The organism is Paenibacillus larvae subsp. larvae, from assembly GCF_002003265.1.
Classification (GTDB): domain Bacteria; phylum Bacillota; class Bacilli; order Paenibacillales; family NBRC-103111; genus Paenibacillus_H; species Paenibacillus_H larvae.
Map to the genome: position 1 here is coordinate 575,099 of NZ_CP019687.1, position 16,627 is coordinate 591,725.

Genomic DNA, 16,627 nt, shown 5'->3' on the forward strand with positions numbered 1-16,627 from the left:
TCATGGCTGAAATGACTCTTGTTAAGAAGCTTGCAGAGGTAATGGATTCTGTGAAATACATCCAAAAAACTGGTTATAACTCTTTCAACAATTACAAATATGCAACTGAAGCAGATGTAAATGAAAAAGTACGTGAAGAATTAGCCGGCAGAAAAGTAATCATGATCCCTAATGTAAAATCGCAAAGTATCCGAGAACATAAAAACCGAAAAGGATACATTGAATATATCGCAACTGTTCAGGTGGAATTTACTTTCATGGATGGTGAAAGCGGTGAAACAATTACGTTTAGCACTTTCGGTGAAGGTCAGGATTCTGGAGATAAGGGTACTTATAAAGCTATAACTGGTGCACAAAAATATGCTCTAATGAAAGCTTTTATGATACCAACTGGGGATGATCCAGAGGGAGATACTGGCGTAGATGAAAGAAATAATGGAGATCGAAAACCTGATACTACGAGCGGCGGGAAGAAACAGACAGGGGCCATTACTCCGGTTATAAAAGCTAAATATACGACCGTATACGGGAGCTTAGATGGGGTAGAAGCATTTGTTGCCAAACATAAAAAAGATTCAGAGAAAATACTAACACAGCAAATACAAGAAAAAGCGAAGGGAGCACAAAAGGATGCTGAATAGGGTTGTTTTAATCGGCAGACTGACGAGAGATCCGGAATTAAGATATACTCCATCCGGTGTAGCTGTCACCAAGTTTACCCTGGCGGTAGACCGTCCGTATATGAACCAGCAAACGCGTGAGCGAGAGACGGATTTCATTAATATCGTGACGTGGAGACAAACCGCGGAAGCCTGTGCCAATCACCTTCGCAAAGGCCGTTTGACGGCAGTAGAAGGAAGAATCCAGGTGCGTAATTATGAGAACAATGAGGGCCGCAGAATCTATGTAACCGAGGTTGTGGCTGATAATGTGCGCTTTCTTGAATCAAGTAAAAATGAAAATAAACGCCCTGAAGACCCTTTCTACGACTCTAGCACACCACTAGACATTTCAGATGATGAACTCCCCTTCTAGGTGCTGCCATGGACGTTACGCAATATATAAACGACATCAAAACATATAGGAAGCAGGCGGAACAATTTGACGATGATTCACCTGGCGGATTGATCCGAAAGATACAGTTACTAACCCAGGCTCATACTCTTATGGGCCGGGTATCCGCCTACATGGACGGTCAGTATAAACGCATCTATGCCAGCCGTAAAAATACCTTTGCTGCAGTCAAGGCGGCAAATACAAAGGATAAAGTCACAACAGCAGAACTTGCAATTATGGAGCTTCGGGAACAAGAAGCAGAAGCGTATGAGAAGATGCAATTTTGGAGAAATGAATTTACTTCGCTCACAGAGCATTTACATGAGCTTCGCTTACGAGTCCGGATTGATTTAAACATAGGAGGTGGTGGGGCATGAATCTACCTTTCAGACCTTACCCAAAATCGGAACAAGTAAAAAGTAAACGAGTAAAATTTACGCAAAAGCAGATGGGCGAGATTAGCCCGTCTGTCGATGCAAAACTAAAAGAACGCAGCCAAGGTGTTTGTGAATGTTGCGGCGCAGCAAGAGCCACAGACCGTGCTCATATTACAAGCAGAGGAAAGCTAACTCATAAAACGAAAGTGACAGATCTCCTACACCTGTGCCGGGATTGTCACGCTTTTTTAGACGGGACACCCGAAGGTGAACGGTCGAAGAGAATCATAAAAGCCTGTATAGAGGCTGTGATAAAGGATTTGCCATGATTGGCGAGGTTTTCCTTAACATTCCGGGAAGTTCCCGGAACTTATATCAAACGAAAAGTAAGGAAAGGAAGTGCAGGGAATGGCTGAAAAGCGCATGATCTCGAAAGTCATATCAATTTCGGAAAAAGTAAACATGCTACCAGACATTTTCGACATGCTGCTTTTCACTTGGATGATACCACACACGGATGATTTTGGAAGAATGGTAGGATCACCGGCTAAGGTAAAGGCATTGGTGGTTCCGATGTTGGATAAAACGGTACGTAATGTAGAGGAAGCACTGGGCCGTTTAGCCGCGGCAGGCTTGATTTTGTGGTACGAAGCCGAAGGTGAAAAGATCATTCAAATATTAAACTTTGAAAAGCATCAGCAAGGACTTCACAAGCGTACAAAATCAAAATTTCCTGACTATATTCCTGACGATTCCGGGAATTTCCGGGGGATTCCCTCTGAACAGAACAGAACAGAAGAGAAGAGAACTGAAGAGAACAGAACAGAACTAGAACAGATTTCCGGTAGTCGTAGTCGTCAAGAGGATCCGTTTCGCATGTTTGAGCATGAAGGGTTTGGTATGTTGAGTCCAGTACTTGCAGACCGACTGAAGGATATGTGCAGCGAATATGGGGATCGTTGGGTATGTGAAGCTATGAAAAAGGCAGTGGTAAAAGGCAAACGAAATCTTGGTTACGTAGACGGCATATTAAAAAACTGGCGTTCAGGTGGTATAGATGAGCCGTGGAAGGAGGAACAGCATGAAGAGTCTGGGGGACGCTCTAAAGGGTCTAGACCTGGAAAAAATAAAGCAGCGAGCGGAGGAACTGAAAGCGAGTTCGCCTATCTGGCAAAAGCCGGTAGAAGCTAATTACGCCTGTCACAAGTGCAAAGACGAGTTTGGCTATTTTAAAAAATCCCCTCAGATCGTGAACGGGGAAGAATGGCTTATGGATGTGTGGGTCACCTGCGATTGTGTCGAAAAGAGAAGACTGCAGCGACTGTTTCAAGCATCAGCCATAACAGACGAGTTTGCCAAGAAGACGTTTGATAACTTCGAGTTGGGCCAAGTACACGAGATTGTCCGGGAAGCCTACGCGGTAGCGTGTGAATACGTCAGGGACTTTGACAAGATCCGGAATCAGAGGAGTAACAGCATTGCGTTGCTGGGTCGTCCTGGTGCTGGGAAGACACACCTGCTTATGGCAGTGGCAAATAACCTCCTGGCCAGAGGAATCGGAGTGGTCTACTTTCCCTACGTCGAGGGATTTAACGAGCTTAGAAAAGACTTGGACCAGTTAGACGAGCGTGTGAGGAGGCTGCAACAGGCAGAAGTGCTTTTCATAGACGATCTGTTCAAGGGTCGTAGCGAGCCAACCGAATGGCAGAAAGAACAGCTCTTCGCCATTATCAATTACCGTAACCTCCAGAAACTGCCCATGCTCATCAGTTCCGAACGCAACTTTGCTCAGATGGTGGACATAGACGAAGCGATTGGCAGCAGACTCCGCGACATGGCTCGCGGGATGACGGTGACCATCATCGGCAACAAAGATTTAAATTACCGGATGAGGGAGGGCTAACATGAACGAGCAGATAGATGATTATGAACTGTTTGATAAAGACTTTGACGAGTTTTTAAGACGGGGAATCGAGCAATATCAGGCAGACAAACAAGAGCTGGAAGAGGACTAGTAAGCCATGAATAAAATAATCGTTTGCGAGGATTTAGATTTTCTGTGGTCGCTTACAGACATAAAACGCATTAAAACGATGTGGGAACAAGGAATTAGTATTGACGACATGTCCAAATCTGTTTCCAGGGACCCCGACGAAGTTGCAATACTCATAATGGATTTATTTAGGCACGGTGAGATAAAAGACCGCCCAGGAGGGGCAAGGGGGAAGGGATATGAATAGGCTCGTTATAGCAGGAACAATACCTTCTGTTAACCATATGTATCGAAATGTCTACGTAAAAGGTAGGGCAATAAAAGTATACTCAGCAAAAGCCAGAAAATGGTTTGACGAGGCAGTTATTCAGGCAACTGAGTGGCGGCTGCAAAATAAGTGGCAGACTTCAAAGGATAAGGTGATAGTTAAAATCTGGTTTTATTACCCTAATGCCATTAAACGAGATACACACAATGGTCTAAAAATACTCTTAGATGCCTTGGAAGATGCCAGGATTTATGAAAACGACAAAACGGCATTGCCACATGTGATGGATTATGTGATTGATAGACGGCGTCCAAGGGTGGAAATAGAGCTGGAAAGATATGAGTAGGGGTAAACGGTCACCCAAGGACAAAAATCCGTCAAAACGGACGCTGGAGGACCTGAAACAAGCCCCTGGAAGGTGTTCGGAGTGTGCTGGATACCGGTTCAAACTCAAATACGAGGATAGGCAGCTTATAAGGGTATGTACCGGTTGTAAGGCAAGATTAAAAGTTTAGGAGGTTAATAAAGTGAAAAAATTCGATTCCGTTTATAACGCCGTTAGGTATATCAAAAGCGAGCTGCCTAATGTGGGAGAATATGATCAACTCTATTTGATGATGAACACATACAGCGATGAAGTGTATGTAACAGAAGATAAAGATGTATTAGAAAAAATCATTGAGCGAGATTGGTGTGACTGTGGATGTGATACAGAACCAGATAGTCACGTAGAAGATTATAAGATTTGGGCTTATGAGACATCTGAAAATGCAGAGAGATGGGAGAGACTGTATAGAAATTACAAGCCAACCCTCCTTTCGAAAAGCCACATCAGGGAACAAAAAAACCCAGTCGGAGAAGTTATTGCAAGCTTTACGGTGTCAAGATGGTAGGGAGGGGATAGAGTGAATGAAAAAACTCAGTCTATTTTCGGGGATCGGTGGAATTGACCTTGCGGCAAAGTGGGCCGGGATTGAAACAGTTGCTTTCTGCGAGAAAGAACACTTTCCGCAAAAAGTCCTGAGAAGACATTGGCCGAACACACCCATATATGACGATGTATGTACACTCACACGGGAGGTGCTAGAAAGGGATGGAATCATTGGAACAGGTAGAACAATTGACCTTATTTCAGCAGGATATCCTTGCCAAGGTGAAAGTTACGCCGGGAAGCGAAAAGGCCAGGCGGATGACAGATGGCTCTGGCCAGAAGTTACTCGAATCCTGGATGAATTATCACCCTCTTGGTTTCTTGGTGAAAACGTTAGTGGGCACATCACAATGGGGCTCGACCAGGTGTTTACTGACTTGGAAACTCTCAACTACACCGCAATGGCATTTCATATACCAGCTCTCGCCGTCGACGGCGATCACGAACGATATAGGGTATTCGTTGTTGCCTACTCCAACAAAGAGTCAGGACCACAAAAAAATAAGGCCATTAGCTCCGTCAGAGAAAAATGGGAAACATGGAAAAATGCTAGTTGGTGTGATTGGAGACCGATTCCCAGATCTAATTGGCACATATTTGGACCCCCGGTATCTAGAAGCACTAATGGGATTCCCGATAGGTTGGACAGATGTTACGGTCTCGGAAACGCTGTAAGCCCATATCAAGTCTATCCGATCCTATCAGCAATAAAAGCAATAAATGATCAAATAAGGAGGGCTAACTATGAAAATAAAATATAAACTCAGCATCGGGTATCCAGCTGCATGTAGAGAAGATGTAATTGAAATTGAGGACGAGGAATTGGAAGGACTCAGTGAAGAAGAAGCAGCGGACAGAATCTTTGACATTGTCAATGAGTCTGCTCAAGATTTCATCTCTCTATCATGGAAAAAAGTAGACGAATAAGGAGAGGGCACCAGCCTTCTCCCTACCAAACCAAAGGAGGAATGAGAACGGATGTTTATAGCGAAAAAAGAGTTTGACCGGTCTTTAATCGGAAATGCCGTTTATATCTCCGGTTATGACAAAGATGGGTATGAATGGGACACATATGCTTTAGTAAAAAAAGTAAGTGAAGACACTATGACAGTAGTATTAGATACAACTGAAACAGAGGTTATACGCATAGATGATTTTGATGCCGGGTTAAAAATGGAAGTAGTATGGGAAAGGGGTACAGAGGATGAGTAATACTGCCATGACCAGAATAAAAACATATACAGCCGATACCAAGGCAGAATTATTTCAAAAATTAAATGCACTCGAAGAGTTGGGAGAAATGTATTTGATCGAAAAACAAATACATCATAAAACAAGTACTTTTGTACCTGAAATCAAATCTTTTCACTATTCCTGGCTTATTACGGTTTTAGAAAAAGGTTCATTACAGGGGCAGGGAGGTACAGAAGATAGGAGGTACAGAGGGTGATTAGATTAGTTGAAGATCCAGAGCTTCGTGATGTGTTGAAAGTGTTAAAAGAGCAAATCCACATGATGCAAAATGAAAATGAGAGTTCGAAAGTCCTAATGTACGTTACAATGCTGGGCAAGTTGCGCTGCATCTTATAGACGAGATGGCAAAAGCACATCAAAATCAAAAGGCTCGAACTGATGCCGCTGAGGAAAGAGAAAGGATACTCAAACGAGCCATTTGTGAGTTGATTAAATGAACTGCCCGGATTGTGAGGGGGATGCTGATGGAACAAACATCCATGTTCAAGTTAAATGAAAAAGAAACATGGCGGCGGGTGGAGGAACGCCTGGAATCTGCAAGGCTATACAAACAGTTCGGATTCATTCGCAGAGAAGTGAAAACAACAACATCTTACACACCTCGCTTCCACGGAAACACGAACGCCATATCTAAACAGAGTGAAGACATAGCAATATGGAATGTGGACAGGGAAGAACAACTTCAGCGCGAATACGAACAGGTTATTAAGGCGGTAAGCAGGCTCTCCGATATTCAACGGCAGATCGTAGAGAAACGATACCTGCAGGATGAGGACGTAACAGACATTTATGTATATACAGATTTACACATGAGTGAACGCAGCTACTATTATGCAAAAGCAAAAGCGTTATATCGATTGGCATTTGCTCTTCGTTTGGAGACATACGAAGACGCAAATTAAAAACGTTGCAGACTTTTTGCAGAGATTTTGCAGACATCTTGCAGACCATTTGGTAAAAAGTGAGATAAGATAATATCATAGGCCACAAAGGATGACAGAAATGTAAGTTTGATCAGTCTTTTGTAATGTAAATCGATCAAAAAAGGAACAAAATATTGCTAAAATACAATTATAAACATCAAGAGTATAAAGGAGTTAACGAAGCATGAGAAAATATACTTTGTATTTCGGTATTTTGTTCATTTTTGCCTTGTTATTGACCGGGTGCGATTTTAACAAAAGCTTTAAAGATCAGGCTTACACCCAAATTAAAGGCGAAGGCAAACTAGTAGATGGTAGATACCAGTACACGCTCCCTAGTTATAATGATGAAGGGAAACAAATTACAGTAACTTTTGGGAAACCTACCGGAGAGAAATTCAAAGAGGATGCTTATCTGCGCCTTTATCTGAAAAGCAAGGACGGCGAAAAAGTTGTTACCAGCTACGAAGAAGTCCAAAAAAACGATTTACCGACCAAAGTGAAAGAGAAACTTCAGGTTACTCCCTAAAGCAAATGAGCTATGCCAAAAGGCATGGCTTTTTTATGTAAAAAGACTTCCCCATCAGGAGAAGTCATTTACTTTGATATCAAGTTTTTGTTTTAGTGCATCCTGGAGCGTCTGAGAAAAGTTTATTCCTTCCTCAGTTGCTGCATCATTAAGCCATTTTGGGATGGTAAGCGTTTTGTTCACAGCCTTGTTTCTAATCCGCTCCCGGACAAAGTTGGTATTAGCCTGAATTAGAGAAACGAATTCTCCAGTTTCAAGCTGTATAGAGTCTGGTTGTGACGGCCGCGGTATTTCGTCGCCGTCCTCTTCCATCAGATAGAGGTGGCCGCCTAAAGCGTCCTTTGCCATGCGCAGGGCTTCTTCCAGATCATCGCCTTCAGATATGCAGCCTGGCAAGTCAGGGAATGTGACAGTAAAGCCTCCTTCGTCTGGTTCGCCAGGACTAAAAACAGCAGGGTAAATGTACTTCATATATATAAACCTCCTTGGGAGAGACAGGACTTATATAAGCCCTGCCTGCTCAAAGATACTTTTTGTTGTTCGGCGTTTCAAGCCTTTTTTCGGATGGGGTACAGTCACCTTTCCTTTTTTAGTAGGGTGTATGAAGTGCCAATGATCGCCTTCGGTGTTTTTATGTATCCAGCCATCCTCTCTTAAGATTTTGATAACCTCTCTTGATGAGTATGCTTTGGTGAGGTTTATCATATGTACCTCCTTTCTGATTTAATTATAACACATGTAATAACACGTGTAAATAGGAAATACATATGTTTTTACACGTGTAGAAAAAAAGGGGGGGAAATCATGAAGTTTGATGCTCTGTTTTGGATAAAGAATCTTTGTAATGCAGATGATTTTTCATAGAAGATGAGGAGGTTTCCTGAATGAAAGTAACCTGTAAAGAAGGATGCAACAAGGAATTTACTATTAGTAGACTCAAAGCAAAAAGGCTACGGGATGGGATAGAGAAAAATTACTTTACCTGCCCACACTGTTCTAAGGAATATGTATCTTATTATACTGATGCGGCGATCCGGAAGGAGCAAAAACGACTTTTAGACATCGAAAAGAAACATAAGCAAACACGGAAGATAGAATTAAAAGAAGAGTATAAAAGAAAATACAAGAAGTTATTTGCAGATATAGTCAAGGCCAGTGATGATCTTAAAACTAGGATTGAGAGTCATGCAAACAGATAAGAAAGAACAAGCCAGGGGGTATGACAAATATAAAAGGAACAAAGAAGCCAGAAACTTTTACAACTCATCAGCGTGGAAGAAGTGTAGGGAATCAGTACTCATTCGAGATCATTACCTCTGTCAACAATGTTTAAAGGAGCAAAGGATAACACAAGCTGACATGGTACACCATATCGTGCATCTTACAGATGACTGGAGTAAGGGTTTGGACATGGATAACTTAGAGAGTCTTTGCTTAAGTTGTCACAACGAAGAGCATGGTAATGGGGGAAAACAGGTTAGTAAGAAGATCAAGGTTCATATAGAAAAAGCGAATAGGGAGTATGTTTAGCATACCCCCCCACCCTTTTTCTAGGAGCTAAGAGCTTCCCTAAACCGACGGACCCCATCGTTCACACCAAATATAAATTTTCATGAAAGGGGGGTAACTTGAAATGGCAGTACCTACTTCAAAATTATTGAGAGAATATTTAGGAGAAGCTTATGAAGAATCGGATGAACAATTGATTCAGCTATATATTGAAACGCACCAGTTTTATCGGCGACTCCAAAAAGAAATCAAAAATTCAGAGCTTATGTATGAATATACCAATAAAGCAGGGGCCACAAATTTAGTGAAAAACCCCCTTTCAATCGAACTGACAAAGACTGTTCAAACACTGAATAACCTGTTGAAATCACTTGGATTAACGCCTGCTCAGCGCAAGAAAGTTGCAGGTGATGAAGATGATGACTTCGACGAATTCTAGTCTTCCGGGGGTCTTATCGCAACCTTCTTCCGAGTTATTGACGAATTGGTATGCTGAGCAGGTGGTACAAGGTCACATTTTGGCAAGCCATAAGGTGATGTTAGCTGGAAAAAGGCATTTAGATGATCTAAAAAGACAAGGAAGTAAGGACTTTCCCTATGTGTTCGATGAGGAAAAAGGCCATCGTCCCATTGTCTTTATAGAAAGGTTCTGTAAACCATCTAAGGGAAAGTTTAAACAGATGATCATGCAACCCTGGCAACATTTTATCCTTGGCAATCTGTATGGCTGGGTGCATAAAGAAACGGGATTAAGACGCTTTACAGAGGGTCTTATTTTTATTGCCAGAAAAAACGGAAAATCGGGTCTTGCATCTGGAATTTCTATTTATGGTTGCACAAAAGATGGCGAACGCGGGGCTGATGTGTATGTATTAGCCAATAGCATGAAACAGGTTCGCAAAACCATCTTTGATGAATGTAAGAAAATGATTAAGGCATCCCCTCAGCTTAAGAAAAAATTAAAAGCATTGAGGGATGTTATTGAATACGAGCAAACCAACTCAATCATTGAACCTCAGGCTTCTGATTCAGAAAAACTGGACGGATTAAACACGCACTTAGCCGTATTTGATGAGATTCATGAGTATAAAAATTACGATTTAATTAACATCATCAAGAACTCAACAGATACACGGGAACAGCCATTATTGCTTTATATTACGACTGCCGGCTATCAGCTAGACGGTCCCTTAGTGGATTATTATGAGCTTGGTGCAGATGTCCTTGAGGGCGTAGTTTCAGACGAACGTACTTTTTATTATATGGCTGAATTAGACAGCGAAGAAGAAATTGATAACCCCGAAATGTGGGGGAAAGCCAATCCTAACTTAGGGGTCACCTATGACCTTGAAAAGCTGAAAAATGCGTGGGAGAAAAGAAAAAACATTCCTGCTGAACGATCAGATATGATTGTCAAACGGTTCAATATTTTTGTAAAAGCAGATGAAATGTCTTTTATTGACTTCAACACGCTTAGGAAAAATAACAAGCATTTAGATATCGATTCCTTAAACGGGAAGACGGCTATAGGATCTTTTGACCTATCAGAGTCAGAGGACTTCACCTCAGCTTGCCTTGAATTTCCGCTGGATACGGGAGAAATATTCGTGTTGTCTCATTCCTGGATACCTCGAAAGAAAGTGCTGGCTAACAATGAGAAAATACCATACATGCAGTTTGTAGAAGATGGATCGTTAACGGTTTGTGAAGCCGAATATGTGGAGTTTGAGATGATTTATGACTGGTTCGTTAACCATTCCAAAACATTCAGTATTGAAAAGATCGCTTACGATAGGGCGAAGGCATTTCGTCTGGTTAAGGCTTTAGAATCCTACGGATTTCAAACCGAGATTGTCAGACAGGGAGCCGAGACACTAACCAAACCACTTTCCGACTTGAAAGAAATGTTTTACGACGGAAAAGTGATTACGAATGAAAATAAATTACTCAGATGGTATATCAACAACGTGAAATTGACTCAAGATAGTAATCGAAATTGGCGGCCAACGAAACAAAACAGATACCGGAAAATTGACGGTTTTGCAGCGTTATTAAATGCTCATGTTTTCGTCATGGAAAAGCTTGTAGCGCCGCAAGGGAATGGAAACATTGAATTTCTTTCTGTGGGTGATCTCTTTCATTGAGAGGGGGTGGAAATGTGAGATGGTTTGGAAAAATGAAATCTGCCATGAGAGGGGCTATATCAGGCTGGAAAGGCGGCTCCGGTGATTTCTCCACGTGGTTTGGGAGAAGGTTTTGGGGGATAGATAACACGAAACTGGCCACAAATGAAACCATATTTAGCGTGGTGAGCCGCCTTGCAAATGCGCTATCCTGTCTGCCACTGAAACTATACAAAGACTATGACATTCAGATGAATGAGATAGCGGATATGCTGATTCATCGCCCAAATCCCAATATGTCAGGGTTTGAATGGCTGAATAAAATGGAAGTATCCCGCAACGAAACAGGGAACGGCTATGCTGTGATTATGAGGGACATTAGGCTACAGCCTGAAGCTTTAATTCCGGTTGATCCGGTTTATGTTACGCCTATTCTCAATCAAGACGACGGTCATTTGTGGTATGAAGTACGGGGAATAGACGGAACGTATTATATCCATAACATGAACATGTTTCATGTGAAGCACATCACGGGTACGGCTCGCTGGAAAGGGATTAGTCCCATTGAGGTGCTGAAAAATACGTTGGAGTATGATAAGGCTGTCCAAGAATTTAGCCTGTCCGAAATGCAGAAGAAAGACAGTTTCATCCTGGAATATGGAGCAAACGTAGACACTGAAAAAAGACAGCGAATTGTGGATGATTTCAAGCGATTCTACAAAGAAAATGGCGGAATTTTGTTTCAGGAACCAGGGGTAACAGTGAAAAATATGGAGCGTAAGTATGTCGCTTCAGATACACTGGCTTCTGAAAAAATAACACGTTCGAGGGTCGCAAACGTGTTTAATTTACCAACAAGTTTTTTAAATGAAGATAGTCAAGGAAGTAATGCAGAGCAGATGATGATCCAGTTTGTCCAAATGACGTTAACGCCTACCGTTAGGCAGTATGAGCAGGAAATGAATCGAAAACTGCTCACGTCCGAAGAAAGACAAGCCGGATATTACTTCAAATTTAACCTTGGCGCACTATTACGCGGAGATACAGCGGCAAGGACGCAGTTTTATCAAATGATGCTCCGAAGTGCTGGGATGAAGCCAGATGAAGTCAGGATGTATGAGGATTTGCCACCAGAAGGCGGAAAGGCAGCTGAGCTTTGGATCTCCGGTGACATGTATCCATTAAACATGGATCCAGCAGAGCGAAAGGGGGTGAAAGAGCGTGGGGAAACCGAAAAAGAACACGTTTTGGAAGATGAAGATGTCAGCTGACGGTTCCAGTTCAGCGGACATATTTATTTATGGGGATATCGTTACCTATCAATGGGATGAAGTCGACACAAGTGCAACCTCTTTTAAAGAGGATTTAGATCGCCTGGGTGACCTATCGACGATCAACCTCTATATCAATTCACCTGGAGGGTCTGTTTTCGAAGGAATTGCTATACACAATATGCTGAAACGGCACAAGGCGAACGTACATGTTCATGTGGATGCTTTAGCCGCATCGATTGCCAGTGTCATTGCCATGGCAGGTGACACGATTTATATGCCTAAAAATAGCATGCTGATGATTCATAATCCTTGGATTTTTGCCTGGGGTAACGCCTCGGAAATGAGAAAAATAGCCGACGATCTGGACCGTATCGGCAATTCCAGCAAACAGGTGTATTTGCAAAAAGCAGGGGATAAATTATCCGATGAAAAGCTGCAGGACATGCTGGATGCGGAAACGTGGCTATCTGCCGATGAAGCTTTTGAATACGGCTTATGCGATGTAGTTCAGGAAGCTAATACGATGGCTGCATCTATAAGTGATGAATTCATAAATAGATACAAAAATGTTCCAAAACAGCTTATTTCACAGCAAAAAACACCTATTTCAGTGGGTGATATGGCAAAAAGACAACAAATTGCCGATGGAGCAAAGGAAAATGTGACTTATATCAATACAATCTTAGGAGGAATATTTGAATGAAAACATTGTACGAGCTTAAACAAAATCTAGTTACTGTTGGCCAACAGCTTAAAAAAGTAGAGGAGCAATTGGCTGAAAAAGCCATTGATCCTAATGCATCCATGGAAGATATTCAGGCTTTGCAAGGGTCTAAATCTGATTTAAAAATGAGGTTTGACGTTATTAAAGAACAACATGATGCACTTGAGGCTGAACAAAAGGCAAAATTGAAGGCTAATTTTGAAGCTAAAGACAATATCAATTCAGTTGATGATCCAAAGCAACGTGCTATTAAAGCAAAAGCCGAATTGATCCGTTCGGTTATGCGCGAACAATCTGTATCAATTGATGTTAGACAAGCATTAGGTGATAACGATACGACTGGCGGTAACAAGTTCTTGCCTAAAACGGTATCAACGGACATTTTGGTAGAGCCAACTGTAAAAAACCCGTTGCGTGAACTTTCATCCGTCACACAGATTACGAACTTGGAAATCCCCAAACTCCATTTCACACTGGATGACGATGACTTTATTGCGGACACCGAAACAGCAAAAGAAATGAAGGCAGATGGAGATACCGTTACCTTCGGACGAAATAAATTTAAGGTGCTTGCGGGCGTTTCTGAGACGGTCATCAATGGTTCAGATGCTAACTTGGTTTCGTACGTCGAGACAGCACTACAATCCGGTGTTGCCGCAAAAGAAAAGAAAGTAGCTTTCACAACGAATCCCAAAACAGGGGAAGAGCATATGTCTTTTTATAAATCTGGAATTAAAGAAATCGTGGCAGAAAATATGTTTGATGCCATTACCGATGCGATTGCGGATCTTCATGAGGATTACAGGGAAAATGCTAAAATCGTCATGCGTTACCAGGATTACAAGAACATTATCAAAGTCTTAGCGAATGGTAGCGCAACGTTGTATACGGCACAACCGGAACAAGTATTGGGTAAGCCGGTTGTGTTTTGTGACTCTGCTTCCAGTCCGATCATTGGCGATTTCAATTACTCTCATTTTAACTATAACTTAAATGCCCTTTACGACCGGGATAAGGACGTAAAAACAGGAATTGAACAGTTTGTGGTCACAGCGTGGTTTGATCACCAAATCAAATTGAAATCTGCATTCCGGATTGCTAAAGTTAAAACTCCCTAATCCGTCTCCGGGGGAACCGGAGAGACCAGACAAACCCGAACAGCCAGAACAACCGAAGAAGGAATTAGCGGAAGCTGAACCTGCTGGAACACCAAAGCCTAAGCGGCGTAAGGCGGATGATGTGAATGGGTAACATCTCTTTGGAAGAAGTGAAGGAATACCTTCGAATTGATGATGATGCCGGGGATCAAACGCTAAGTACGCTCCTGGAGTCAGCCAAAGAATATCTTGCAAATGCTGGAGTAAAAGAATCAAACAATTATTTATACAAGCTTGCCGTGATGGTGTGGGTCTCCATCTATTATGAAATGGATGATAGGACGCTGGATAAACTCAAACAATCGCTGCAAACGATGATTTTGCAATTGAGGGAAGTGCCTGCAACATGAATCCGGGAAAATTAAACCGCCGGATCACATTTCAAAAGCACGGTGAAACGACGAATGAAAACGGGTTTAAAACAGATGGCTGGGTGGATGTGCAGACGGTTTGGGCGTGCATCAAGACGCTGAAAGGGAAAGAATTTTATGAAGCCTCTACTACACAGAACCAAAATACAACACGGTTTATCATCCGGTATCGAAAAGGGCTTCACCCTGACATGAGGATCAAATATAATAACCGATATTTTGATATTGAAGCCATCATTAATGACGACGAAATGAATAAAACCCTGACGATACACGCCAAGGAGAGGGTACAATGAGCTTTCAAGTGTCTGGTATGGAGGAATTATTAGCCCAACTCCGCCATATGGGAGAAAAAGGAGACAAAATAAAAGAGCAGGCCGAGATGGAAGGTGCAAAAATCATGCAGCAAGCCATCAAGGAAGGTACTCCTATTGGTCCTCATACCAAACACGCTAGAGACCATGTAGAGATTGAAAAGATAGACGACGGCATGATAGTGGGCTACGGTGAAGAGCATTTTTACATGCTTTTTCTGGAAGCCGGGACATCTGAGCGATATACAAAAACAAAGAAATACAAAGGTAAAGTATCCGCAAGAGGAAATGTAGAGCGGATCTATAATAGCAACGAGAAAAAGGCACTGAAAGCTATGCAGGAGGCGGTGAAACGTGAGTTGAACCTATGACCATACAAAGTTTGATACTTAGCAAACTAAGGGAACTACCCGTTCCAGTGGCGTTTGAGACGCATTTTGAGAAAGAGAATATGTATGTGGTCTTTTTTATCAACGACGAACGCCCGCTGTTTTGTGCAGATGACGAAGAGCAACTGACCAAGTACTTTATCCAGGTTGATATCTGGTCAAAAGGGGATTACACGGAAATAGAGAAACAAGTTAAGCAGAAGATGCAGGAGCTGGGTGCCATACGGACAAGTGCGTTTGGTCTTTATGCTCCCGACATACAGATGTATCAAAAAGTCTTGCGTTTTGTGATGAGCATGCCTGCCTAGGCGTGCTTTTTATTTGTAAACAAGGGGGAACAACTATGGGAGTACCGATTGGGGTAAGGAATTTATATGTAGCCATCTTAAAAACCGATGATAAAAATGGTGCGACGTACGACAAACCCGTCCACCTGGCTAAAGCGGTTGAGATCAGCGTAAAACCGAATGTTTCATCCACCACGTTTTACGCGGATGACCAAGCATCTGAATCTGAATCCACATTGGCCGACATTGAAGTAGAGATTACGGTAGATCAAATTGGATCTAAAAACGCCGCCATGCTTCTGGGGGCTAAAGTGGATGAAAACGGAGTGCTGGTTTGGAACAGAGATGATCAAGCGCCATATGTTGCATTTGGCTATCAAGGATCTGAGTCCGGTAATGCACATACGTATGTGTGGCTCTTGAAAGGGAAGTTCGCTCTGCCAGAAGAGAGCAGAAAAACAAAAGGCGAATCCATCGAGTACCAACCTCCAAAACTTACCGCGAAATTCTTACCGCGTGATTATGACGGAGACTGGAAAAGAACCGTCAATAGCGGAGATGAAAATATACCAAAAACCGTAATAGAAACATGGTTTGATCAGGTTTATGAAAAGAAGAAGGTAGTACCGCCAGCAGGTGGAGGAACTAAATAGAATATTTTGTTAGGGGATAGGCATTCTTGCCTCCCCCCTTTTTTATTTTTTAAACATCGAAGGAGGAAGTTATGCCTACATTATCGGAAATTAAACGGCCAAAAGGGGTACAAATTGTCTTTGAGGGTGAAGAAAACCCACGTACTTTACTTTTTGACATGAATGCAATGTGTGTGCTCGAAGAAAGATTTGGAGATGCGTTAGCGGCTTTTAACAAAATGATTGGCGGCCAAGGTGAAGATGAAAACAAGCCCAACATCTCTTTTGTTACATTACGTGCATTACTTTTTGCTGGGCTTGCTCATGAAGATGAAGCGCTAACCGAACAGCAAGTAGGAGCCAAAATTGGTTTCGATAATATGTCTGAGTTAGCGGACAAAATTATAGAAGCCTTTAACCTAAGTATCCCTGGGGAACAACAAAATAGCGGAAAAAACCAGTAACGTCCCAAACCGATGAAAAGGTCGATTGGGACGTTTTATATTATTTCGTTAC

The 16,627-nt window shown here is 42.2% G+C and carries 32 protein-coding genes; 30 read left to right on the top strand and 2 right to left on the bottom strand.

Features of this window, described 5'->3' with window-relative positions; translation table 11 throughout:
- Positions 1 to 2: 2 nt before the first annotated feature.
- The 17 genes from BXP28_RS03175 to BXP28_RS03245 all read left to right on the top strand — a co-directional run bounded on the left by BXP28_RS03175 (position 3) and on the right by BXP28_RS03245 (position 7,331).
- Entirely contained in the window at positions 3 to 641 is a 639-nt protein-coding gene (locus BXP28_RS03175; RefSeq protein WP_023485215.1) for an ERF family protein, read from the top strand.
- Positions 631 to 1,035 (top strand): single-stranded DNA-binding protein, encoded by a 405-nt coding sequence (gene ssb, locus BXP28_RS03180; protein WP_036658655.1) that lies wholly within the window; start codon positions 631 to 633, stop codon positions 1,033 to 1,035. Before BXP28_RS03175 ends, ssb begins: the two co-directional genes overlap by 11 nt.
- Before the next feature lie 8 nt (positions 1,036 to 1,043).
- Positions 1,044 to 1,433 (top strand): hypothetical protein, encoded by a 390-nt coding sequence (locus tag BXP28_RS03185; RefSeq protein ID WP_036658652.1) that lies wholly within the window; start codon positions 1,044 to 1,046, stop codon positions 1,431 to 1,433.
- Complete coding sequence (locus BXP28_RS03190; protein WP_036658651.1) at positions 1,430 to 1,762, top strand: hypothetical protein; 333 nt, start codon at positions 1,430 to 1,432, stop codon at positions 1,760 to 1,762. Before BXP28_RS03185 ends, BXP28_RS03190 begins: the two co-directional genes overlap by 4 nt.
- Positions 1,763 to 1,841: 79 nt before the next feature.
- Positions 1,842 to 2,624 carry a DnaD domain-containing protein gene (locus BXP28_RS03195; protein ID WP_023483153.1) on the top strand — a complete coding sequence of 261 codons (783 nt, stop codon included), beginning with the start codon at positions 1,842 to 1,844 and terminating at the stop codon, positions 2,622 to 2,624.
- Positions 2,515 to 3,336, top strand: a complete 822-nt coding sequence (locus BXP28_RS03200) for an ATP-binding protein (protein WP_077584884.1) — start codon at positions 2,515 to 2,517, stop codon at positions 3,334 to 3,336. Before BXP28_RS03195 ends, BXP28_RS03200 begins: the two co-directional genes overlap by 110 nt.
- Positions 3,337 to 3,454: 118 nt before the next feature.
- Positions 3,455 to 3,673, top strand: a complete 219-nt coding sequence (locus BXP28_RS03205; RefSeq protein WP_036658649.1) for a hypothetical protein — start codon at positions 3,455 to 3,457, stop codon at positions 3,671 to 3,673.
- Complete coding sequence (locus BXP28_RS03210) at positions 3,666 to 4,040, top strand: RusA family crossover junction endodeoxyribonuclease (protein ID WP_036658646.1); 375 nt, start codon at positions 3,666 to 3,668, stop codon at positions 4,038 to 4,040. The genes BXP28_RS03205 and BXP28_RS03210 overlap by 8 nt, the downstream gene beginning before the upstream one ends.
- Positions 4,033 to 4,209 (top strand): DUF8096 family protein, encoded by a 177-nt coding sequence (locus BXP28_RS25730; RefSeq protein WP_496543683.1) that lies wholly within the window; start codon positions 4,033 to 4,035, stop codon positions 4,207 to 4,209. Before BXP28_RS03210 ends, BXP28_RS25730 begins: the two co-directional genes overlap by 8 nt.
- A gap of 12 nt (positions 4,210 to 4,221) precedes the next feature.
- The gene (locus BXP28_RS03215) at positions 4,222 to 4,587 is read left to right on the top strand and encodes a hypothetical protein (protein ID WP_036658643.1); all 366 of its coding nucleotides are present in this window, start codon (positions 4,222 to 4,224) and stop codon (positions 4,585 to 4,587) included.
- 16 nt (positions 4,588 to 4,603) lie between these two features.
- Positions 4,604 to 5,386 (top strand): DNA cytosine methyltransferase, encoded by a 783-nt coding sequence (locus tag BXP28_RS03220; protein ID WP_023483250.1) that lies wholly within the window; start codon positions 4,604 to 4,606, stop codon positions 5,384 to 5,386.
- The gene (locus tag BXP28_RS03225) at positions 5,370 to 5,552 is read left to right on the top strand and encodes a DUF7167 family protein (protein WP_036658642.1); all 183 of its coding nucleotides are present in this window, start codon (positions 5,370 to 5,372) and stop codon (positions 5,550 to 5,552) included. The genes BXP28_RS03220 and BXP28_RS03225 overlap by 17 nt, the downstream gene beginning before the upstream one ends.
- Positions 5,553 to 5,603: 51 nt before the next feature.
- Positions 5,604 to 5,837 carry a hypothetical protein gene (locus BXP28_RS03230; protein ID WP_036658640.1) on the top strand — a complete coding sequence of 78 codons (234 nt, stop codon included), beginning with the start codon at positions 5,604 to 5,606 and terminating at the stop codon, positions 5,835 to 5,837.
- Positions 5,830 to 6,075, top strand: coding sequence for a hypothetical protein (locus BXP28_RS03235; protein ID WP_036658638.1), 246 nt, complete (start codon positions 5,830 to 5,832; stop codon positions 6,073 to 6,075). Before BXP28_RS03230 ends, BXP28_RS03235 begins: the two co-directional genes overlap by 8 nt.
- Positions 6,072 to 6,215: a hypothetical protein gene (locus BXP28_RS22435; protein WP_155116353.1), complete on the top strand. Its 144-nt coding sequence runs from the start codon at positions 6,072 to 6,074 to the stop codon at positions 6,213 to 6,215. The genes BXP28_RS03235 and BXP28_RS22435 overlap by 4 nt, the downstream gene beginning before the upstream one ends.
- A 125-nt stretch (positions 6,216 to 6,340) precedes the next feature.
- On the top strand, positions 6,341 to 6,781 hold the full coding sequence (locus BXP28_RS03240) for an ArpU family phage packaging/lysis transcriptional regulator (RefSeq protein WP_036658716.1): 441 nt from the start codon (positions 6,341 to 6,343) through the stop codon (positions 6,779 to 6,781).
- 205 nt (positions 6,782 to 6,986) lie between these two features.
- Positions 6,987 to 7,331, top strand: coding sequence for a YxeA family protein (locus tag BXP28_RS03245; RefSeq protein ID WP_036658635.1), 345 nt, complete (start codon positions 6,987 to 6,989; stop codon positions 7,329 to 7,331).
- Positions 7,332 to 7,385: 54 nt separating this feature from the next.
- Here BXP28_RS03245 and BXP28_RS03250 read toward each other — a convergent pair whose 3' ends face one another.
- Positions 7,386 to 7,802 (bottom strand): type II toxin-antitoxin system HicB family antitoxin, encoded by a 417-nt coding sequence (locus BXP28_RS03250; RefSeq protein ID WP_023484796.1) that lies wholly within the window; start codon positions 7,800 to 7,802, stop codon positions 7,386 to 7,388.
- Between the two features lie 30 nt (positions 7,803 to 7,832).
- Complete coding sequence (locus BXP28_RS03255; protein WP_036658634.1) at positions 7,833 to 8,036, bottom strand: type II toxin-antitoxin system HicA family toxin; 204 nt, start codon at positions 8,034 to 8,036, stop codon at positions 7,833 to 7,835.
- Positions 8,037 to 8,215: 179 nt separating this feature from the next.
- Between BXP28_RS03255 and BXP28_RS03260 the strand changes: the two genes are divergently transcribed.
- The 13 genes from BXP28_RS03260 to BXP28_RS03320 all read left to right on the top strand — a co-directional run bounded on the left by BXP28_RS03260 (position 8,216) and on the right by BXP28_RS03320 (position 16,575).
- Positions 8,216 to 8,530 carry a hypothetical protein gene (locus tag BXP28_RS03260; RefSeq protein WP_023484126.1) on the top strand — a complete coding sequence of 105 codons (315 nt, stop codon included), beginning with the start codon at positions 8,216 to 8,218 and terminating at the stop codon, positions 8,528 to 8,530.
- Positions 8,531 to 8,690: 160 nt separating this feature from the next.
- The gene (locus BXP28_RS23800) at positions 8,691 to 8,861 is read left to right on the top strand and encodes an HNH endonuclease (protein WP_235430734.1); all 171 of its coding nucleotides are present in this window, start codon (positions 8,691 to 8,693) and stop codon (positions 8,859 to 8,861) included.
- Positions 8,862 to 8,964: 103 nt separating this feature from the next.
- On the top strand, positions 8,965 to 9,279 hold the full coding sequence (locus BXP28_RS03270) for a P27 family phage terminase small subunit (protein WP_023484127.1): 315 nt from the start codon (positions 8,965 to 8,967) through the stop codon (positions 9,277 to 9,279).
- Positions 9,257 to 10,984: a terminase large subunit gene (locus tag BXP28_RS03275; protein ID WP_036656295.1), complete on the top strand. Its 1,728-nt coding sequence runs from the start codon at positions 9,257 to 9,259 to the stop codon at positions 10,982 to 10,984. Before BXP28_RS03270 ends, BXP28_RS03275 begins: the two co-directional genes overlap by 23 nt.
- 32 nt (positions 10,985 to 11,016) lie before the next feature.
- Positions 11,017 to 12,234, top strand: coding sequence for a phage portal protein (locus tag BXP28_RS03280; RefSeq protein WP_394804618.1), 1,218 nt, complete (start codon positions 11,017 to 11,019; stop codon positions 12,232 to 12,234).
- Positions 12,185 to 12,940: a head maturation protease, ClpP-related gene (locus BXP28_RS03285; RefSeq protein ID WP_036656299.1), complete on the top strand. Its 756-nt coding sequence runs from the start codon at positions 12,185 to 12,187 to the stop codon at positions 12,938 to 12,940. The genes BXP28_RS03280 and BXP28_RS03285 overlap by 50 nt, the downstream gene beginning before the upstream one ends.
- Entirely contained in the window at positions 12,937 to 14,079 is a 1,143-nt protein-coding gene (locus tag BXP28_RS03290) for a phage major capsid protein (protein WP_023484582.1), read from the top strand. Before BXP28_RS03285 ends, BXP28_RS03290 begins: the two co-directional genes overlap by 4 nt.
- A 125-nt stretch (positions 14,080 to 14,204) precedes the next feature.
- On the top strand, positions 14,205 to 14,468 hold the full coding sequence (locus BXP28_RS03295; protein WP_036656301.1) for a head-tail connector protein: 264 nt from the start codon (positions 14,205 to 14,207) through the stop codon (positions 14,466 to 14,468).
- On the top strand, positions 14,465 to 14,785 hold the full coding sequence (locus tag BXP28_RS03300; RefSeq protein ID WP_023484581.1) for a phage head closure protein: 321 nt from the start codon (positions 14,465 to 14,467) through the stop codon (positions 14,783 to 14,785). Before BXP28_RS03295 ends, BXP28_RS03300 begins: the two co-directional genes overlap by 4 nt.
- Positions 14,782 to 15,174: an HK97-gp10 family putative phage morphogenesis protein gene (locus BXP28_RS03305; protein ID WP_036656302.1), complete on the top strand. Its 393-nt coding sequence runs from the start codon at positions 14,782 to 14,784 to the stop codon at positions 15,172 to 15,174. Before BXP28_RS03300 ends, BXP28_RS03305 begins: the two co-directional genes overlap by 4 nt.
- Positions 15,171 to 15,500 carry a hypothetical protein gene (locus tag BXP28_RS03310; protein WP_036656304.1) on the top strand — a complete coding sequence of 110 codons (330 nt, stop codon included), beginning with the start codon at positions 15,171 to 15,173 and terminating at the stop codon, positions 15,498 to 15,500. Before BXP28_RS03305 ends, BXP28_RS03310 begins: the two co-directional genes overlap by 4 nt.
- 35 nt (positions 15,501 to 15,535) lie before the next feature.
- Positions 15,536 to 16,132 carry a major tail protein gene (locus BXP28_RS03315; protein WP_046655268.1) on the top strand — a complete coding sequence of 199 codons (597 nt, stop codon included), beginning with the start codon at positions 15,536 to 15,538 and terminating at the stop codon, positions 16,130 to 16,132.
- Between the two features lie 71 nt (positions 16,133 to 16,203).
- Positions 16,204 to 16,575, top strand: a complete 372-nt coding sequence (locus tag BXP28_RS03320; RefSeq protein ID WP_023484578.1) for a hypothetical protein — start codon at positions 16,204 to 16,206, stop codon at positions 16,573 to 16,575.
- Positions 16,576 to 16,627: the final 52 nt, after the last annotated feature.